This window comes from Photorhabdus temperata (genome assembly GCF_025384845.1).
In the GTDB taxonomy this organism is placed as follows: Bacteria; Pseudomonadota; Gammaproteobacteria; order Enterobacterales; family Enterobacteriaceae; genus Photorhabdus; species Photorhabdus temperata.
Genome location: NZ_JAJAFX010000055.1, coordinates 1 through 19,127, shown reverse-complemented (window position 1 = coordinate 19,127; position 19,127 = coordinate 1). Strand labels below are relative to the sequence as shown.

Sequence of the window (19,127 nt, the reverse complement as noted above, 5' to 3'; positions counted from 1 at the left end):
CTGTTCATTGGTATTCAACCATCATCGTGGCAGCTGCGCCAAAACCACCGCCTTTCAATACCGCAGTCATATTTTTTACCGGCACCGCATGTAACTCAGGAAAATCCGGGTAGGTAAATTTCATCCAGTCATTGACGGGCAATTTCTGTCCGTTATGAATAACCGCAATACCCAGCCCGGTATGATTGGTTTGTAACACTGCCCGGTCAAAACTGGCGGTGTTACCCGATATCATCATCTTCATCGCATTGACCGGCATTTTTTCACATTTCACCGTGTATTTAACTGGCTTCATGTAATTAACCCCATCGATACGGGTAATCATCACTTCACCAAAATCCACATCAATAGTATTACCATTATTAATCACACAAGGCGGAGGCGCGATAACGACACCATATATATTGACCGGCGTTTTACCCGAGAGGCTATTAAACGGCGTTGCTGCGACGTTTACCCTTTTTGTCGGTAAATCAGCCTGAGCACCGGCACTCAGCAAACAACCCAGCAGTAATACAATCAATTTTTTTCGCCCGCAGTACGGCTTTTTTATTCGCAGAGGCTTAGTCATAATTCACCCTAAAATCCACCACGGCCCAGTAATGCCCGATCCCCAATGCTCCCAACGTTCGCACCGGCGTCACGTAATACGCCAGACTATCCTGCCCCGCTGCCATAAAATGCGGGCGTCCCCGTTCTCCCAACCGGATATCATTGTTAGCGGAATCTGTGATCTGTAACCCCAACCCAGTGATACCTGCCACCCGTACCAGATGGGGATAATCCTGATCCGCCGCAGCCACAAAACTGACGGTCACCACCGGCTGCAAGTTACCCCACGTCAGATTGCCTGTCCGGGTATCACGCACCGCCCCTTTGGTCCGCAAACAGTCGCGGAATTTCAGGGTGAACGGTATCGATGTGCTTTTATCACCCGGCCAGCGTAAATCACTGTTCGGCGTCGTCCCCAGACTCACTTCCTGCCACTCAGAAGTCATATCCAGACGGCACGCCGCCTCAGTTAACATACCAAACACATGCAGTTCACCGTGGTTACCATCTATATCCATAATCCGGCTCTCCACCGCCTGACTCACCGTCACCGGTATCAGTAAGATCGCCAGTGCCAGTGCGCGACCGGCCCGTTTTATATTCATCGTCGCTCCTCGCGGCTTCGCCCGTCACGACGAACGTTCAGCCACCTGACACTGGTTTCCTGCACAGCTAAACGTCAGTTGCGGCCGGCCACCAAAATCATTGATATAGGTCAGTACCGGCGCGCTTCCCAAAGCCCCCGCACTCCCACTCAGCACCGCACTGCTTTTTGGCGCCACCATCAACGGCTTAAAATCCGCCACGCTCTTCCCTTTAAGCTGATTCGACGCATCCACCACGGTGATGTAATACGGAGTCGGGTTGTTTACCTGATATTGATCCCCCTGACGTGTCAGCGTCATCTTCTCCTGCCACGGGTTATCCAGATCAGTGCGGCTGGCAAAAATCGCCTTCGGCCGATAGAACAGCTTTATCCGGGTTTGCAGCGCAATTTGCAATGTGTTCGGTTTCTTGCTGCGCGGCGGAATTTCACGCAAATTAAAATAGAATAGGCTTTCCCGATCCTGTGGCAGCTGTGCTATTGCCGGCAGTGACTGTATTTTCACCTGGCTCTTCGCTCCCGGCTCCACTCGCTGCACCGGCGGCGTCACCACTAACGGACCATTGATTTTGTTACCCTGCTCATCTTCTATCCAGCCTTGAGCCAGATACGGCAACTCTTTGTTCTGGTTGCTGATATCCATACTGGTGGATTTATCCTCACCATTAAACACTATCCGGGTACGATCCAGTGCAATGGCCGCCATTGACTCACTGACCACTGATAAACTCAGGGCGGCGATCGTTACTGCATTCATTGTTTTCTTCAATTTCATGCTCAATTACTCATTCTCAGAATATGTCATTTCAGCGTCATTACGGGTCACCGCGATAAGCTCCGGTGACAGCAACAAGGTTTTCACGCTGCCTGTCAGTTGAAACTATGGCTGTTTATTACCGTTGACCAACTGGCAGGGCAGTAATAACGAGGCCATCTCTTCAACTATGGGTAATTCATGCGGCAGTTCAATTACACATTGCAACTCCCCATCCCAGCGTACATCCAGTTTTTCCCCCGGATTTATCCCGCTCAGGTAGGTATTCCCACCATCATTGACGATGCCGATCTCCCGTTTATCCTTATTCAATACGGTGGCCCCAAACGGAGGTGTATTCCCGTCCGATAAACGGATCATGCTCATCGCTTTCTCACCGGATATCACCTGAAATTTACGGTAACCAATCGCCCCTTCCGTCAGCGTCGCTTGTTGTACCGACCGTATTGCCTCCACATTGTCCGGCAGCTTATTCAAATCAATACTCGCACTGTTGCGGTAATAGTTGTTTACATCAGAGATCACCGCCTTACCGAACATATTGGTATGGGTAATCGCACCGAAGCCTTTCACCGGGACACTCCCTACACCATCGGTATCCACCATCAAACGCGTCGTACCCGGTGTATTGATGCGATGCAGCGCCGCACCTTCTGGCGTGATAGTCATTCCACCCTGGACAGCAAGCGCTGCCGAGGTATAACGCCCATCCTGATAACTCGCGCTTGTCGTCAGTTGGGCAAGATCACCGTAATGTGTTAAATAGCCGTTAGCCGCTGCTTTGCCGTCAATACTGGTACCCGCCGCTAAACGATAGCTGCTGTTTTCATTAATCCGGTCGTAATAACCTACCGTATTGGAATTACCTTTGCGGTTGACCATTGCGTTATAACTGATCGTTCCTGAATTCCCCCACGGCAGGGATAACGTCAGATACATGCCATCGTCATTCTTACCTTCATATTTATTACGATAAGCCGACAGGTTCAGGTTAATGTTCTTAATGGTTCCGATAGCGAAATAGCGTGATACCGATATGTTGTAGCGATCATTGTTCGACTGGTTCCAGTAAGTCTGGTGGCTGTAGTTCAGATAAGTACTGATCCCTAAATCCGTGAACTGTTTATTCAACATAATGGTATAAAGTTCTTTACTGCTCTCCGCATCCCCGTCGTGATAACGGCGATCCAAATACTGGCTCATGCTCATGAAGTCACGTTCCGAGAAGCGATAACCTGCAAACGTCACCTGACTGTCATATTCCTCAAAACGCTTGGAATAACTGAGACGATAGGAGCCGCCGGTCAAAGTTTTACCTTCATCCGGTAAGCGGGCACGGGATTCTGTCACATCAAACGACAACGCGCCGAAAGCCATCAGATCACGCCCTACCCCCAACGACAGCGCGTTATAATCTCCGGCTCCCAATAGCCCGCCATACAGTGACCAACCGTTGTTTATCCCCCAGGAAAATTCCCCCAGCCCAAAACCATTCCCCTCACTGTGGTGCTTCCAATTGGTCGGCTTACCTGCCGCCAGTTTGTACTGCACCCGGCCCGGACGGGTCAGGTAAGGAATGCTCGCTGTATCGACCTGAAATTCCTGTATACCACCATCCTGTTCTTCTACCCGTACATCCAGTTTGCCGCTGACCGCATCATTGATGTCCTGAATACGGAATGGGCCGGGTGCAACCTGGGTCTCATATAACACCCGGCCCTGCTGACGGATGGTCACTCTGGCATTGGTTTTCGCCACGCCAGTCACCTCCGGCGCATAACCACGCAGGTTTGGCGGCAACATATTGTCATCCGTCACCAGACTCGCCCCGGTAAAACGAAAGCTGTCAAAAATACCTGAATTGAGATAATCCTCACCCAGTGTCAGTTTGGCCTGCCAATGCGGTATCGCCCGGTACATGTAGTAACGGCTCCAATCCCAGTTTCTCTCTGTACTCCCTGCCCGGCCAGTGGTGTGGTTATATTGTGACTGCCAATCTGCCCGTAAACGCCATGCCCCAAAGTTTATTCCGGTTGTGCCGTTGGCGCTGATATTATGATTCTCATTTCCCTTCGTCGGCTTAGATACCTGAGCGTTGACGTTATAATCAAACATCATTCCCAAAATCCCTTCATCCCAACGTGATGGCGGGTCCCAATCTGATGAGCTGTATTCAAGATAAGCTTGCGGCACACTCAGATATAACGTATCGCTGCCCAAATCGCCGCGCACCATCATTCCTGGCAGCGTTTTAATTTCCAGACACTGATTATTGTTCCACCAGCTAATCTTTGATTCCCATTCCGCCCGCAGTCCCAACTGCTTCACCATATCAGGCGGCAGACAGGCCACACTGCCCTTCGGATCATCCGGTGGCGCCATAAAAGTCACCGGCATCTCAGACAGCTCGCTTTTATTCAGGCGTATCATCATCTGGTAATCCCCCGGCATAATATAACCAGCACGGGAAAACTCTTTTAAATCAATCCGCGAACGATCCTGAACATCCAATACGTCGGTATTAAATTCAATTTCTTCTTCCGCATACGCAACATGAGTACCAACCAAGGCAAGCAGTACCAAAACAGTAAAAGGTTTCAGGACACACCGAACCGGGACCACCCTGTCATGTTCAGCGGTCAAACCAAAAAACAAAGCCATAACATTCCCTGATCGATGATTAGTGATAATCCAGCCTGAACCGGACAGTGGTTCGATACTGTCCCGCCTGCAATAACGGGTGATTACCCACCAATCGCATCATGTAACTAAGAGTCATATGCCCTTCCTGTAAATCCCCCACAGGCAATGGCGTTCCCGGGTATGCCTGATTGCCGAGTGTGTCAGTAATTTGCAACGCAACACCTCGTGCTGCACCATCCAATCGAAAATTGTTCCCATCCGGCACGCCGTCAAACGTCATCTGAAAGTGACGCCAGTCAGGCTTACCCAATGTGGCAGAGGTCAGTACGCAATTAATCAAGCGGATGGAAAACGGGCGCACAGGCCCCTGCCCATCATGTACTATCCGGCTTACCGGAATCGTAGCTAACTCAATCGTCTGGTCACGGCTACCTGCGTCAATCGCACAGGCTGTATCAATAATGGCGCCTTGCATGCTAACGCGACCATGCCCTTGTGTTCCTCGTGTAGCAGTCGCTTCAGCGCCGACAGCAATGCAGGAAAACATTAGCAGGCAGGGCACCACAACAACGGCAGAATATCGGCTCATGACTTCTCTCCGGCCAAACTCATTCAAAATCTTTGATTAGGAAACACCCGTCTCCCTGTAGGCGTTTCCATGCATGAAAGAGTTATTGATAAGTCAGTTGGAAATTGGCAATGCCGGTGAAATCTCCCGGAACAACTGCATCAGGCCCGGTATCACCCTGAAGATAAGCAGCGAAGTTCAGATCATTATTACCATCATGCAGCGCTATGGCAGGAGAAGGGGTACCCAGTTTAATCTTATTGCCGCCCCCATCGGTGATCGCAATGCCTGCGCCTTTAGCCGATCCTTCAATACCCAGCAGACCCTCACCGCCAGTGATACTGGATTTGGCGCCGATAAACGTGGTTGTTACTGTATTTATCGTTTCAGTTGTGCAGTTCTCTAAAGAAATTTTGAATGACTTAGAAGAAGAACGACCGCCGTTTTTCAAAGAAACGTTAGAGATAGAACCCAGTGGTACAACCTGATCAACTGTTTCAGGGGTGATGGAGCAAGGTGCATCAATGATAGAACCCGTAAAAGTTACCGTTCCGTGACCTTGGCTAGGATTAGCCGCATTTACAGAGCTCGCGACCAAAGCCATGCCCAATCCCAGAGCCATAACCAATTTATTCAATTTCATGTAAATTAATTCCTTGAATTTAAGGATAAAATACCCATAACCATAAAAAAATAGCAGCGCAGGATTCCCGATCCATGCACCCGATATCCGGCACAAAATAGGGTTTTAAAATTTCGGATTAATATTTTTAAAACCAAACAAAATGCACCAAACTGTTTTTTTTGGTTAAAAATACTAATAAGACATGATAATTTGGAGTAAAAATTTAAAATTTAGTATTATTTTAAATTAATAATCTAAGTAATTAATTAATATTTGATTGAATTCAGATGAATTGACTGAGATTTTACAATCTAATTAATATTAGTTACGAGAAATAGTAAAAACTATCCAAGAAAATCTATATATTATAAATAGTTAAATATTGGCAATCTGGAATTACACTAAATTTGACTTAAGAGGTGGTTTTGTAGGAATATATTTACAGTTTGGTGCATTCTGTTTAGTTTCTTTTTGTTGTCTAATAATTTCCAAATATATAATTGCAAAGTTTACAAGCTGATATTTTCTATTAAAAAATGACTATTTGTGACTATCTGAAAATGGTATTTATAGATTTTGTCCCAAATAAATAGAATTGCCAGCTAATAATTTTATAAAAGCTCTATTAATTGATATATTCCGGTAGATTAATATTATTTTCTGCCGATAACTATCTGCTCTGATTTCACAGGAACTATTTTCATGAAGAAGCGTAAATTCTTAACCAGACATGAAATTAATGCGATTTTAGAAAAAGCACGTCAAGGTCGTCATGCTGAGAGAGATTACTGCATGATACTCATGTGCTTCATTCATGGGTTTCGAGTCAGTGAGCTATGTAATCTAATGCTATCAGACCTTGATCTTAACTCAGGAATTATTCATGTAAGACGACTAAAAGGAGGATTATCAACAACGCACCCACTGGTGCCAGAAGAAATTGATGCTTTAAATCAATGGTTTAATGTCAGGCGGCAGTGGCGGGAATCAGATACATCGTGGGTCTTTTTATCACAAAAATCAGGCGCTATTTCACGCCAGCAAGTTTATGGTTTATTAAAGCGTTATGGCAGACAAGCATTAGTTAATATTTCACCTCACCCACATATGTTAAGACATGCCTGCGGTTATGCTCTCGCTGATCTCGGAAGAGATACACGCCTTATTCAGGATTATCTCGGCCACCGAAATATATCCCATACCGTTATTTATACAGCAAGCAATGTAAAACGGTTCTCCAAAATATGGGAAACACCTTCAAAAGGTCTCGACTAATCTCAATATCTCTTTTTATAAAAAAACCTCATCCATGTATATACTGATGAGGTTTTTTCATTCGCTAAAATAATTATTAATATCATACGATGCGGCTTATTATTTCTTGTAATTAACCGAAAAAAAGGATCAAAATCAAAGATAAATAATGTCCTTAATCCATAAGATCTAAAAGCCCTGACGTTCACCATAACAAGATTGTCATTATGATAGCAAAAAATGGCAAAAACACCCTATTTTTGCTATCATAGTAGCAATATTTACAATTCAATAGGTGCTGAAATGCTATCACTAAATACCCCATACGACACTCAGATTGCGTTTAAGACATATCTGAAGAAAGTTCGCAAAAACCGTAAGTTATCCGTTGAGGCACTAGCGCAACATTCCGGTGTACCCAACAGTACGATTCGAAAATTTGAAGCAACAGGTAATATTTCTCTAAGACAATTCTTAATGCTTTATGATGCACTGTGCAATCTCAATGATATTCATCAGATAACCAAAATAAAACACCATCCCCAAAGTATCGAAGAGGTATTAAAACATGCTTAATATCCCTTTACTGGTAAAGCGCAGATTCAGTAATGGAAACGTTGAGAACGTCGGTAAATTAGCTGAAAACAGCAGCGGAGTTTACTTTCAATACGATGATAATTATTTATCAGCACATAAAAGCTCTATTGCTCCATTTAATCTCGAGTTCGATGATTCATTGCAAAAAGCACCACATCAACCTCACTACGGATTACATGGCGTTTTTGGTGATAGCTTGCCCGATGGATGGGGATTATATTTGATGGATCGAGTTTTCCGCCAAAATGGTTATGTTCCCCAAAATATCACAGCATTGGAAAGACTGGCGTTTATCGGAAATCGTGGCCTTGGCGCTTTATCCTATGAGCCTGAAATACAAATTGAAAACAGAGACAAATATCAAGATATAGAACTCATTACATTAGGTAAAGAAGCCATTAAAGAATTTGAAGGAACGGAATCTCACCTAATAGCACACCTAATGAACGCAGGGAGTTCAGGTGGTGCAAGACCAAAACTTAATGTAACCAAACTGGCAAATGGGACTTTTACCACAAAACAAGATGCTATTGGCGAAAAACTGATTATCAAATTGACCTCAGAAAAATTTGCGCTAGGGCATCATGAAAGCCTTATTGAATATACCTATATGAAAATAGCAGAACGCGTAAATATTGAAGTTTCCGATTTTGAGTTATTTGATGCCGGGAATGGACAATATTGGTTACAGCAATCCCGTTTTGACTGTGTAGGTGAACAAGGGCATTTTCATATGATTTCTGCTTGTGGGTTACTGGATGCTCCTTTCAGGGAACCTTCGCTGGATTATATCGAATTGATCAAAGCGACCCGAATGTTATGTAGCACTAATGAAGCCAAGAAACTTCTCTACAGAGCCATATTTAACTATCTGATGATAAACCAAGATGATCATGCAAAGAACTTCGCTTTCCTGGCCGATGACAATGATAACTGGCGTATCTCTCCTTTCTACGACATTATGTATAGTCCATCACGCTATAATGAACATATGACAGCTTTCAATGGTCATGGCTCGAAAATAACAAAACAGACAATGGAATTAATGGCAGGTCAGGCCGGATTACCAGGTGCAAAAGCGATGATGAATATAGCTGCTGAAATTTATGACATAGCCAAAGATTTTCATATAGAAGCAGAACATGTTGGTATTCCAGCAATTTTAGCCAAAGAAATTCAACGAAATATTGACAACAGATGGAACACGTTGAAAGAATAATCCCATAACTATTAGGAGAATCAGTAATGAACGAAAAATTCTATCAGTTAAAAATTACTCTCACAGACTCACAACCTGCTATTTGGCGGCAATTTGTTGTTCCTGCCTCTATCTCGCTCGATAGGCTGCATGATGTCATACAAATTGTGATGGGATGGCAAGATAGCCATCTGCATGAATTTCATATTGGCAAACTGCGACTAACAGAAATGCCAGAAGACCCATCGAATGGAAAGGAAGAATGTGCATATCGCCTGATTGACCTGATTAAACAAAAAGGGAGATCTTTTAGCTATATCTATGATTTTGGCGATAGCTGGGAACACGAAATTATTTTAGAAAACAATCATTATCCTGAAAGTGATCTTCCGCTGCCTTTTTACTGTCTGGGTGGTGCCCGCGCATGTCCCCCTGAAGATACCGGAGGTATTTATGGTTATGAAAACTTAATAGAAATACTTAATGATCCTGACCATGAAGAATATGAAGAAACGCTGCAATGGATAAATGAATCGCTTGGTTTGTCTGAAAATGAACATTTCGACCCAGAGCAATTCTATCCGAACAATATTAATGCCTTTTTAGCGCTCTATTATCGCTGGTCACGAGACCGTAACCATCCCTTATGGAACCACGAAGCCTAATCATAGGAGGTAAATCTATCATTACAGAGAAAAGTTTCAGATGAATCACTACTACGGACATTGGTGCTTAATTTGAGCTTATTTTTCTCAAGGAATGGGTGATACATAATTCAGTATCGAGTGCAGTTTCAGTGGTGTTTTCAGATTACCCCCAGTCAAACTGCACCGGCACTTTACACAACATCACGCCTTCCATAGCGACCTGAAGAAATATATCGTCATTCCTCTTGTTTAGGCCGCGCAATTGCATCCCGGCAACGATTAATGCATGTCCAGAACAGCAATAATATTGCTGTAATGAAAATATGATTGGAATAAACCAACGATTGTGGCCAAAGTGCGATACACATCCCATAAACACCCAACAAGAAAGCCCGATCACTTTTCCCTAAAGGCCCTTTATAACTTCGTACTCCTGTCAGGGTCTGTGCAACAACGCCACAAAACTCAGTAGATATGGCAAATATCACAGTGAAAATAACTAACCAAAGTGATGTATTCGCTAAAAGAGCAAAAGGTAAATATAACGCAAAATCAGACACGATATCGCCTATTTCATTTAATACGGCCCCCAATCGGGATTGCTGATTAAATTCTCTTGCCAACATGCCATCAATAGCATTAAGTGCCATACGAAAAAATAGAAAAAGAGGTAAGAGAAGAAAAAGATGTGGATAAGGAAAAAACGCCAGAATTCCGCCTAAAATCACCGAGGTTATCATTGCACACAGCGTCACCTGATTGGCAGTAATACCACGTTGATAAAGGCGTATCACCCAAGGTCTGAGTAAGTTTTGAAACTTCGGTTTTATATCATATAACGTCATAATTCACCTATTGTTAATAGTTTCTTAAATAATAATGTATAAGTTGCCGATAACTTTCATTGTTTTTACTATCATCATTAAAGATAAATCAGATTCATCAAAATACAATGAAAGAGGCGCTATTAAATCAACAAAAGGCTTTTATATATCGTAGATTGTTTTTTGCCGAATAGGTTATTATTATCATTTTCATATTTCATCAGATTTATGATAAAGGAGTCCATATGAACAATGGATGACACTTTCTCTGTCTTACCGACTTACCGGAGAAAACTTTTACGGTAGCTGAATTCTCCTTACAGGAGGAATTGTCCGAACTGTTTACTCTATCTTTAATTCTGGTCAGTAAACGGACCGATATCGATCTAGAATCATAGGTATATTGAATGTGAGAAAACGCATTTTCAAAAGCCGTCAGACTGTCTGTGGTAAAATCGACATTCAGTGATGCGCTAAAGAATACGTAGTTGCCTTTAATGCGGCTTTTACTGGAAATAGTGCTTTGATATTATTTAATAGATTCGCCTGATGCATTAGTCTATTTCAAATCCCCCGACACTATAACAATCGATATAATAGGGGGGCTGAGAATGGTGACCTTCTTGAGGTTATCTTCACTTGCATTGATTTTTCGCTCATCGAAAAGTGAATTTATACAACTTCCCACCTTGCAATACTTACCAAAAACATCATAACCAGTGCCACTTGCAATTAACTTGGATTTGCCCCGCCGTCAGTTGCAGCTAATTTGAGTTCAAAACCGGGAATAAATACAAGTCGTTACACCTACTGTATTCCGGCAGGGCAGTGAAAACGGCTCAGTTAAGGTTAAACGGCGATCTCTTCCGCAATTTCAATATTAGAAATATGAAGACCAGCACTTGCCATCATGTTAATCAACATATCAATACTGAAAACAGAGATTTTACCTCGCATCAAGTCAGAAATACGGGGCTGTGTAACACCGAAATTTTCGGCGGCCTGCTTTTGAGTAAGTTGTGTTTTTTCAATGTAGGATTTAAGCACATCAATCAGCTTAGAGCGTACTTTCATGTTTTCCGCTTGCTGTGGAGTGTCTTCAATCGCATCCCATACGTTATCGAATGTAGTAATCATATTAACCGCTCCTGTAATAATTCTTTGAATCGTTTCTTAGCCAGTGCGATGTCTTTAAGACTCGTCTGCTCTGTTTTTTTCTGGAAGCAATGGAGTACATAGACAGCTTCTTCAAATTTAGCCACGTACATAACACGGTAGATGCCATCAGCATCTTTAACCCTTATCTCTTTTACACCAGCTCCAACAGTAGACATCGGCTTCCAGTCATCCGGATCTTTCCCCTGTTGTACCCTGTCCAATTGGTATCCCGGTGACTGCTCCCCGCCGTAAAAAACGGCGAGGCTTCCCACTTCTCAGGCCGCAACCGTCTTTATGACGGATTTACACTGGCCTCCGTGGGCAGAAACGACGAGTCCCGCCGCCTGTAATGCTGTTATGCCCTTGCGCTGGATGTTGAGCGCCGCATTGATATCGCGATCATGTTCGACTCGACAGAAAGGGCATTGCCAGAGCCGCTTATCCAGCGGCATTTCCGGCATTTTGTGACCGCAGCAATGACAGGTTTTCGAACTCGCGAACCACTGATCCAGTTTGACCAGATGGACGCCCGCTGCTGCGGCTTTGTATTCCAGTTTCTTGATGAAACCATGCCAACCCGCATCCCCGATAGCGCGGGCAAGGCGGTGATCCTTCATCATGTTGGCCGATTTTAGTGTCTCAACAATGAGTGCTTGGTTTTCGTCAACCATTGTCCGAGAAAGTTTGTGTTGAAAATCGGCGCGGGCATGGGCTACCCGCTCATGGACTGCCGCCAGACGTAATCGGGCCTTCCCGCGGTTAGCACTGCCCTTTTGTTTGCGGGACAGCGATTTCTGCTTTCGACGCAGGTTACGGGTGGCGTTGATTAGGTGACGCGGGTTATTGACCTTCTCCCCGTTCGACTCGATAAGATAGTGGGACAACCCCATATCGCAACCGGTCACGCGGGTGATAACGCCCGGCTTTTCCCGCGCCTCTTTTCCATCGTCACACAGGATAGCGGCGAAATACTTTCCCGTGGCGGTTCGGGACAGCGTAATGCTCTTCACTTCCCCTTCAATTTCTCGGTGTATGCGCGCCTTTATCGGTGACAATTTCGGGAGCTTCACCGCACCCTCCAGCACTTTCACCCCAACACAGTGATAGCTCGATTGCTTGCCCTGTTTGCGTTTGAACGTGGGAAATTGGGCGCGCAACTTCGGATTGAAGAAATTATCAAACGCAGTATGCAGATTGATCACCGCCTGCTGTAACGCGATAGCGTCATATGCCTTGAGCCAGGCGTACTTGCGGGATTTCTTCGCGACCGCCAGGAGCGGTTTGAGGTCTTTGCGCGGATTTAAACTCACGCCGTGACGTTTGTAAGCCTGCTTTTTAATGTGCAGCGCCTTGTTGTACGCAAAACGGACCGCACCGAACTGACCATTAAGATACTCGGCCTGTTCGGGTGTGGGGTAGAGGCGGACTTTGGTCGCTCTTAACATATTCAGCGCTCATTGATAAAGTGCATTCATTTTAGCCTGTTTTACCGGCAGATATCCATTCAGTCAGGAGACGTCGCAGTAGCCCGCCTTAAAGCCCTTTGGGCTTTTCGCCTTATATCCCCGCCCGCACTGGGCAAGGGTTTACGGCGGTTTTTGCTAATTATACAATATCTTGTATAGCTATTAAGCATGCTTGATAGCTAACCCTGAGCGATAACAGTTGGGGCTGGCTTACCGCAGTGAGGATTTATGGGCAACACAGCTTAATCACTGGCGTTCACGTCAGCAGGTAATATTTCAGGAGAAGCAGGTACTCTTGCGCAGTATGGATACGCGTATTCTCAGTCAGTTATTACCGGCAATGATTATTTGCAGATGCTCAATGAGCAACATACCACCACTCTATCCCCGTAAGCACAGGGAATACTTCATATTCATTATCTAACTCTTTTCTATTATCGGTTTATCCCCGTAAGCACGGGGAACCTTTTTACTCTGCTACCACCACAAAACCTGAATCAGGTTAATCCCCGTAGACACGAGGAATTCTGGTACTATTGCGGGAATTTTCCTCCCCGATGACGGTCCATCCCCTCAAGTTACGGGGAACACAGTTATAACAGACGAAGATAATTCTGTATTTAGCGGTTTATCCCCATATAAACAGGGAACACGTATGTTTCCGCTAACTCAATCGCTAACTGTTCGGTTTATCCCAGTAAATACAGGGAACATTTTTTCAAACCAGATATACAACAGTATCAGTTCGGTTCATCCCCGTACACGGGGAATACTTTAACTTAACTGCTTTTAACATAACATTCTCCCGCAGACAGAAGAAACACCGATTACCGCTAATTATGTCCCTGTGTTACTTCGGATTTATCCCCGCAGAGACAGGGAACACAGGTAAAACTAATCATCAGTGCCATTCTCATACGGGTTATCCCCGATGGTACAGGGAACTCATTCCTGGCTTTATGCTATTAGGAGCACTGCTAGGTTCATCCCCGTAATTACAGGGAACATTTAGTAAATTTACTAAAGCATCACTCATGACGCGGTTTATCCCCGCAAGTACAGGGAACATGTAAATTCGCTCATTGATAAGATTTATCGAGTTTGGTTCATCCCCGTAGGCACAAGGAACATTCACCAACACGGTCTCTTATTGGTTAATTATAGCGTTTTATCCCATGAAGCAAAGGAAACATATTGTTCCTGGTTCAAATGCATACCAAAATTCGGGTTTATCCCCACAGATGTGAGGAACACAGTAATTATTTTATCAATACTTTTTAGAGTAGTGACTGCACCCAACGCAATAGGATACTGCTGCACGAATACATTAGTTAGTAATCTCGCCTTTTACTCTGCTTTCAAAACATAACGCGAATGCCTAATAACACAAATAAGCCATCTTCAACAATCAATACCCTGAAGGCGATTATATTACGATCCCCAACAGAAATAAATTTAAATGAAGTCAATGCCATTATACTGTTCTGATTAACATCAATCCGCACCCCATGGCTTTAGATCGACCAAAACCTTTTGTATATTGTGCCAAGAATAAATCACCATTGGTAATCGTCAGAAGTCCCTGGAAATCGACACTGGAGAATTGGATTTTTTGTCCCTTCCTTTTTACGCTTCGATGCTGAGTATAACCTTCAATATTCAGTAAATCATCAAACTGAATACCCCATTGCTGCATACGACGATTATCCAGGAGCCAATTGCGGGCAGCATCTTCCATCAGGGTCTTTATTTTTCCCTGTTCAGTTTCACCTTGCCGTCTTGCCTGAAACTTGGCATGCATTAAGACATCATGACGCCGGCGTTTTCCAGAAGGATCGGTAACACAGATTGTTGGATTAACACGTAATTTGAAAGCTAAACGCTGTCCCTCGCGCAATAAAGGGTAAAATGATTTTGTTTCAACATCAAATAACGGTGACTGCATTTGGGGTGATGTTTTAGATAAAGCATAGAATACAGGTAATCCCATTATTCCGATTTCTTGCCGGAATAGAAATTGACGCTGTACGTCTTCCGTAAACAATTTCCATAGCAATTGATGAGAGGTATAAACTCCATTCGCGCCAAGCTTCGCCAATATGTTTGCAGTCTGGCCTGATTGCCGAAGTGTAATTTTAGACAAATACATTAACACCCTCCTCGACAGAAAGTTGATACATAGTACGTTGCCTGAATTGCCAACGTCCTCGGTTGATCGGCTCATCCCAAGGATGGCTTATTAAAATATTTGAAGCGATAATTTCATCTTTTTTTCCTTCCCAAAAATAAGTAACAAGACCATTTGCTCCCAGCCATAACTTATCTTCCTTATCAGAATGAATCAGTGGTGGAAAAGAGGTATCCAACGCCGATTTTAATGTCGATCTCCCTGTTAATTTAGGGCAGAGAGGTAAAGCAGGTGGACAAGATTTACGTCCAAGATGCAAGATAAATACCGGTTTAAGTAAAGCATCCCGTAATTGTTCTAGCGTAAAAGCAGCTCGCCGAGTTAATGCAATGGCAACGATCCAAATACCATCACAGCGATAGTCACGATTAGATAATATGGTATTCAGTTTATCTGAACTTAATTCACTTTTACGGCTCTGGTGAATCACATTATTCTCGTGCGTTGGTACCTGAGTCGTATGGTAATCACGCATTAAAGAACTGGGAACAATTTGCTTAATTGCAATCAACACACTTTTTTGTAATTTTGCTAATTCAGACTCATTATCTCGTCGAATGCCTAACGCGGCCCCTAATAACCCCAAAATAGCAGATCGGCCAGGATATGATCCCGTTGGCCTTTCCCCGCCAACCGCAGGTTGGCCCCAACTTGCCATCGGACCATATAATCGAAAGACTAAATATGCTTTCATTCTGCCCCCATCACTGCGCAATAAATTCAAGCAGCTCGGTCAAACTTCCTTCCCCTGTGAATGTATTGAATTTATAGCGGGCATCGGCACACGCACCGTAAACCTGATCAATATTGTGCATTTGGCTTTCTAATGCTCGAATTGCCGATGGGCCCTGGTCACTGTCATGAATCGGTTTTAAAAATGCGACAGATAAAGAACGTGGTTGTTGTTCGCCTTTTTCAGCGAGGGCAAAACTGGCATAAGCACGGGAAGCAAAACTACTTTGTTTACCCGTCGGTGAGATTTTCACCGCCGCTTCTGTCAATGCTTTAATCGCTTTATTAGCAAGCGCTTTATTACCATCCAAATTCTCTATTAATTGCGTTTTATTAATGCAGATATAACTGTAGAACAACGCTGCCGCAAAACCCGATTCCCCAATATGGGCCGAACCCGTGTCTTCTTTACCATCATTTAAATCATCTACTGCCGTAAAATAATCATCTTCAACGACAACACTGTGCACACTAATCGCATGAGCAACCTGGCAAGCGGCTTCGACGTTAAATGCAGGGCTTGAAGCTAACATTCGACCAAACAACGCAATATCCACAGCGGTTTGTTCAGCTTTTAACAAATTAAGCTCTTCCGATGTTGGCGCCCGGCCTTCTTCTGCCAGCACAGCGACCAGCGACATGACAGACCGCTGCTCTGCCGGGCTGATATGTGCCAATTGTTCAGTCTCTAAAGCATCTTTTTTAGTTTTGCCAAAAACACCGGCAATATTTGCAGCCAATGCTTTAGCTGATTTCTCTTTCACGCCGGCACTGATCAAAGCTTCAAATACCTTGATACCAAAGCGCTTTGTGCGAATACCAATATTCTCTGATAACGCTTGCTCAAATAATTCAGAAGTACGCCAGTGGCGTTTCAAACTTTGAGAACTCACACGTAAACGTTCAAAACCACCCATTTTCGCTGTTTTAGGTCGGCCTAAATCATCACGATTAAGATTGGATGGTGCATAGGAGGTTAATAGGTGTAATTGAATAAACTGACTCATAGTCATTCTCCTAAATTCATTAATAAGAATCTGATAAATCAACCCATTTATTACTGGCGGCACAGTAATAATCCATCACCCACTTTACATTGATACGCTTATCTGCTTTACAGGGTCGTAATTGTCCATATTCAGCAAACCATTCCTCAATATCCTGAGCTAAAGCCAAAACAGAAATATTGCCTTTTACTTGCTGTAGGATCCGACGTAATCGACGTAATAACTCGTTCGGTGTTTTCGCATTTTGTAATTGTGAAAAGCGCAATTCACTGACAATCGGCTTATTTCCTCCTCCTTTCTTACCCGCCGCTACTGCTAATTTAATACCATTATTGTTTCTGACATAAACTAATACCGCTGCCATCGTGGCCCAATATTCTATTTTTATCGGATTATCGGATAAGCTAATTTCGTCAGGTAAACTGAGCCATAAAGCCCGAAAACCTTCAGTTAACATCGCCATCTCAACATTTTCACAGCGCTTTAACTGGGCTTTATAAGTAGAAGGAGACGGAATAATATCTTTCTCTTTTAACTGTTTTGGTGACAGAGACATACTTTGCCACCAACGCAATAATATAATTTCAGTTTTACTGTCCATTACACCTCCTCTTTGCCAGAATTAATATGATTATTGGTAATAAATGTTTTGATCTCTCTTAAAGCTTTTTGCCCATATAACCCCATGATTAAGTGCTGACGCGCTCTTATACGTTTCGCCATTGAGCGTTCATTACCAAGTTCAGATAAAGCGGCATGTTCATCAAATAAATCCAGACAGAGATGACGCAAGGTATTGAGCCAATGTTTGGCCTGTTCCGGGGTAAGAAAAGGATCATTCGAACGTGCATTGTCGATAATTTGATGAACCACTGAAAAAAATAACGATTCACTTTGTTGCCAAAAAGCAAGGTCAATAAAAGAAGTGTCTCCTTTCACCTCTGCGGGCTTTTCAAACCAGGCAGCTTTTATTTGGTTTCGGCATAACCAAATTATAGTCGTTGCCAGCTTTTGTAGATCTTTAACTTGACACAGAATATCTTTCTGCTGTTCAGGTAAGACAAAAAACAGCGGCATGATAACGGAATACCAGCAACGTGCTTTCATATTATCCATATCGTAGCCAAACACCCACAAATAAGGCATGGCACTTTGAAGTTCAGCAAAATCACGATATAAAGAATAAAAATGGCTCACTACCGGCGCACAGATTTGCCCTTTTTCATGACTGCTAAATACCAAAGTATCCCAAATTTTGTAGGTCACGCCTCCCGGCTGGCCTTTAACAGATAAATGTTCCGTTGCTTTCGAGTCCCATTTATAGGGTGTTAATGGGTGAAACCAATTACCGGAATAATTGCCACCATAATTCTGTGTGCGATATTCAGAAACAGTCAATTCAGAATACTTGCCTGAAATTTTACAAACCTGTTCCTTCTCTTCCACTACAAGACGTATACGTCTCGGCATCGCCCAATACATATGCAAGGGATGAACATCTGAAAAATAAATTTCCGTCCCTTCCTTAACACTTGCTTTTGTTGGCGCTAACCAGGGAAAAACCTGGGCACTGGTTAAATCAGGTTCTGAATAACGCCATTCATTTCGGTTAATGACGTTTAACCACAGTTTTTGCCATAGTGTCGCATCCGCCTGGCCCAGCAGCACTAACGTGGTTAACGGCCCTCCCCCCCGCAACCCGACCCGATGTCCCACACCACCTGATGGCGCGTTAATTTGTAAGGTAAAAAGCGCCAAAGCGGCCATTTCAAGAGACATCACATCACCAATGCCACGTTTAATGAAATGATCAGTATTCAGCCTTAAACCATTGGCTCCTGGTGCTTCAATTAACAGTCCAGCGACAGTGGTTGATTTTACCTTTTGCAGAGGATCAAAATCCTGCATAAAAAGGGGCCCTGTACCGGTAATATTGAAAGCATGTTCAGCTTTAGCAAAAGCCTGTTGTAATGTTTTCTTATCAGGCGATGTTTTATACAGGGAATGCCATTGATATTGATCTTCCGGCGCAAAAACAGTTTGCAATAAGCCAATAGCGAATTGACAAGCCGCTCCCTGAAAATCAGCTCTCGGTAAAGCAAAGTCCATAACATCATGGTCACATATTGCATTAATGGACAGTACTTTTTCACTACCATCACGTAATCGGAAAGGTAACCACGGGTCCTGAACTAAGTTCATAACACCTCCTGCTTTCATTTTTCACAAAAGCCCATTGTTGAAGAATAAGTAAAGTTTGGGTCCTGTTCTGGCAACCAAGGTTGCAAG

The 19,127-nt window shown here is 43.7% G+C and carries 19 protein-coding genes; 4 read left to right on the top strand and 15 right to left on the bottom strand.

Annotated elements, in window-relative coordinates; all coding sequences use genetic code 11:
- Positions 1 to 4: 4 nt before the first annotated feature.
- From LGZ99_RS18505 to LGZ99_RS18480, 6 genes are all read right to left on the bottom strand, one after another.
- Positions 5 to 571 carry a fimbrial protein gene (locus LGZ99_RS18505; protein ID WP_262979421.1) on the bottom strand — a complete coding sequence of 189 codons (567 nt, stop codon included), beginning with the start codon at positions 569 to 571 and terminating at the stop codon, positions 5 to 7.
- On the bottom strand, positions 564 to 1,157 hold the full coding sequence (locus LGZ99_RS18500) for a fimbrial protein (RefSeq protein ID WP_262979420.1): 594 nt from the start codon (positions 1,155 to 1,157) through the stop codon (positions 564 to 566). Before LGZ99_RS18500 ends, LGZ99_RS18505 begins: the two co-directional genes overlap by 8 nt.
- A gap of 24 nt (positions 1,158 to 1,181) precedes the next feature.
- A complete protein-coding gene (locus LGZ99_RS18495; RefSeq protein ID WP_036841275.1) occupies positions 1,182 to 1,931 on the bottom strand; it encodes a fimbria/pilus periplasmic chaperone in 750 nt (249 codons plus the stop codon).
- A gap of 105 nt (positions 1,932 to 2,036) precedes the next feature.
- Entirely contained in the window at positions 2,037 to 4,592 is a 2,556-nt protein-coding gene (locus tag LGZ99_RS18490) for an outer membrane usher protein (protein WP_036841273.1), read from the bottom strand.
- A gap of 19 nt (positions 4,593 to 4,611) precedes the next feature.
- Complete coding sequence (locus tag LGZ99_RS18485) at positions 4,612 to 5,163, bottom strand: fimbrial protein (RefSeq protein WP_036841271.1); 552 nt, start codon at positions 5,161 to 5,163, stop codon at positions 4,612 to 4,614.
- Between the two features lie 82 nt (positions 5,164 to 5,245).
- The gene (locus LGZ99_RS18480) at positions 5,246 to 5,785 is read right to left on the bottom strand and encodes a fimbrial protein (RefSeq protein WP_036841269.1); all 540 of its coding nucleotides are present in this window, start codon (positions 5,783 to 5,785) and stop codon (positions 5,246 to 5,248) included.
- Between the two features lie 684 nt (positions 5,786 to 6,469).
- Between LGZ99_RS18480 and LGZ99_RS18475 the strand changes: the two genes are divergently transcribed.
- The 4 genes from LGZ99_RS18475 (at position 6,470) to LGZ99_RS18460 (ending at position 9,481) form a co-directional block, all read left to right on the top strand.
- On the top strand, positions 6,470 to 7,042 hold the full coding sequence (locus LGZ99_RS18475) for a tyrosine-type DNA invertase (RefSeq protein WP_262979419.1): 573 nt from the start codon (positions 6,470 to 6,472) through the stop codon (positions 7,040 to 7,042).
- A 219-nt stretch (positions 7,043 to 7,261) separates the two neighbouring features.
- Positions 7,262 to 7,597, top strand: coding sequence for a helix-turn-helix domain-containing protein (locus tag LGZ99_RS18470; RefSeq protein WP_021323235.1), 336 nt, complete (start codon positions 7,262 to 7,264; stop codon positions 7,595 to 7,597).
- On the top strand, positions 7,590 to 8,837 hold the full coding sequence (locus LGZ99_RS18465) for a type II toxin-antitoxin system HipA family toxin (RefSeq protein WP_021323236.1): 1,248 nt from the start codon (positions 7,590 to 7,592) through the stop codon (positions 8,835 to 8,837). Before LGZ99_RS18470 ends, LGZ99_RS18465 begins: the two co-directional genes overlap by 8 nt.
- A gap of 26 nt (positions 8,838 to 8,863) precedes the next feature.
- A complete protein-coding gene (locus LGZ99_RS18460; protein ID WP_021323237.1) occupies positions 8,864 to 9,481 on the top strand; it encodes a plasmid pRiA4b ORF-3 family protein in 618 nt (205 codons plus the stop codon).
- Positions 9,482 to 9,699: 218 nt separating this feature from the next.
- On the opposite strand, the gene LGZ99_RS18455 is transcribed toward LGZ99_RS18460, so the two are convergent.
- The 9 genes from LGZ99_RS18455 to casA form a co-directional block, all read right to left on the bottom strand.
- A complete protein-coding gene (locus tag LGZ99_RS18455) occupies positions 9,700 to 10,308 on the bottom strand; it encodes a CDP-alcohol phosphatidyltransferase family protein (RefSeq protein WP_023045956.1) in 609 nt (202 codons plus the stop codon).
- A gap of 828 nt (positions 10,309 to 11,136) precedes the next feature.
- Complete coding sequence (locus LGZ99_RS18445; RefSeq protein WP_262979418.1) at positions 11,137 to 11,424, bottom strand: helix-turn-helix domain-containing protein; 288 nt, start codon at positions 11,422 to 11,424, stop codon at positions 11,137 to 11,139.
- A complete protein-coding gene (locus LGZ99_RS18440; RefSeq protein WP_023045955.1) occupies positions 11,421 to 11,717 on the bottom strand; it encodes a type II toxin-antitoxin system RelE/ParE family toxin in 297 nt (98 codons plus the stop codon). The genes LGZ99_RS18445 and LGZ99_RS18440 overlap by 4 nt, the downstream gene beginning before the upstream one ends.
- Before the next feature lie 3 nt (positions 11,718 to 11,720).
- Positions 11,721 to 12,890 carry an RNA-guided endonuclease InsQ/TnpB family protein gene (locus LGZ99_RS18435; RefSeq protein ID WP_262979417.1) on the bottom strand — a complete coding sequence of 390 codons (1,170 nt, stop codon included), beginning with the start codon at positions 12,888 to 12,890 and terminating at the stop codon, positions 11,721 to 11,723.
- 1,495 nt (positions 12,891 to 14,385) lie between these two features.
- A complete protein-coding gene (cas6e, locus tag LGZ99_RS18430) occupies positions 14,386 to 15,060 on the bottom strand; it encodes a type I-E CRISPR-associated protein Cas6/Cse3/CasE (RefSeq protein ID WP_021325993.1) in 675 nt (224 codons plus the stop codon).
- Positions 15,047 to 15,793: a type I-E CRISPR-associated protein Cas5/CasD gene (gene cas5e / locus LGZ99_RS18425; protein ID WP_023045145.1), complete on the bottom strand. Its 747-nt coding sequence runs from the start codon at positions 15,791 to 15,793 to the stop codon at positions 15,047 to 15,049. Before cas5e ends, cas6e begins: the two co-directional genes overlap by 14 nt.
- Before the next feature lie 10 nt (positions 15,794 to 15,803).
- Positions 15,804 to 16,838, bottom strand: coding sequence for a type I-E CRISPR-associated protein Cas7/Cse4/CasC (gene cas7e / locus LGZ99_RS18420; RefSeq protein ID WP_036841160.1), 1,035 nt, complete (start codon positions 16,836 to 16,838; stop codon positions 15,804 to 15,806).
- Between the two features lie 19 nt (positions 16,839 to 16,857).
- Positions 16,858 to 17,439, bottom strand: a complete 582-nt coding sequence (gene casB, locus LGZ99_RS18415) for a type I-E CRISPR-associated protein Cse2/CasB (protein WP_021325995.1) — start codon at positions 17,437 to 17,439, stop codon at positions 16,858 to 16,860.
- Positions 17,439 to 19,040 carry a type I-E CRISPR-associated protein Cse1/CasA gene (gene casA, locus LGZ99_RS18410; protein ID WP_262979416.1) on the bottom strand — a complete coding sequence of 534 codons (1,602 nt, stop codon included), beginning with the start codon at positions 19,038 to 19,040 and terminating at the stop codon, positions 17,439 to 17,441. Before casA ends, casB begins: the two co-directional genes overlap by 1 nt.
- Positions 19,041 to 19,127: the final 87 nt, after the last annotated feature.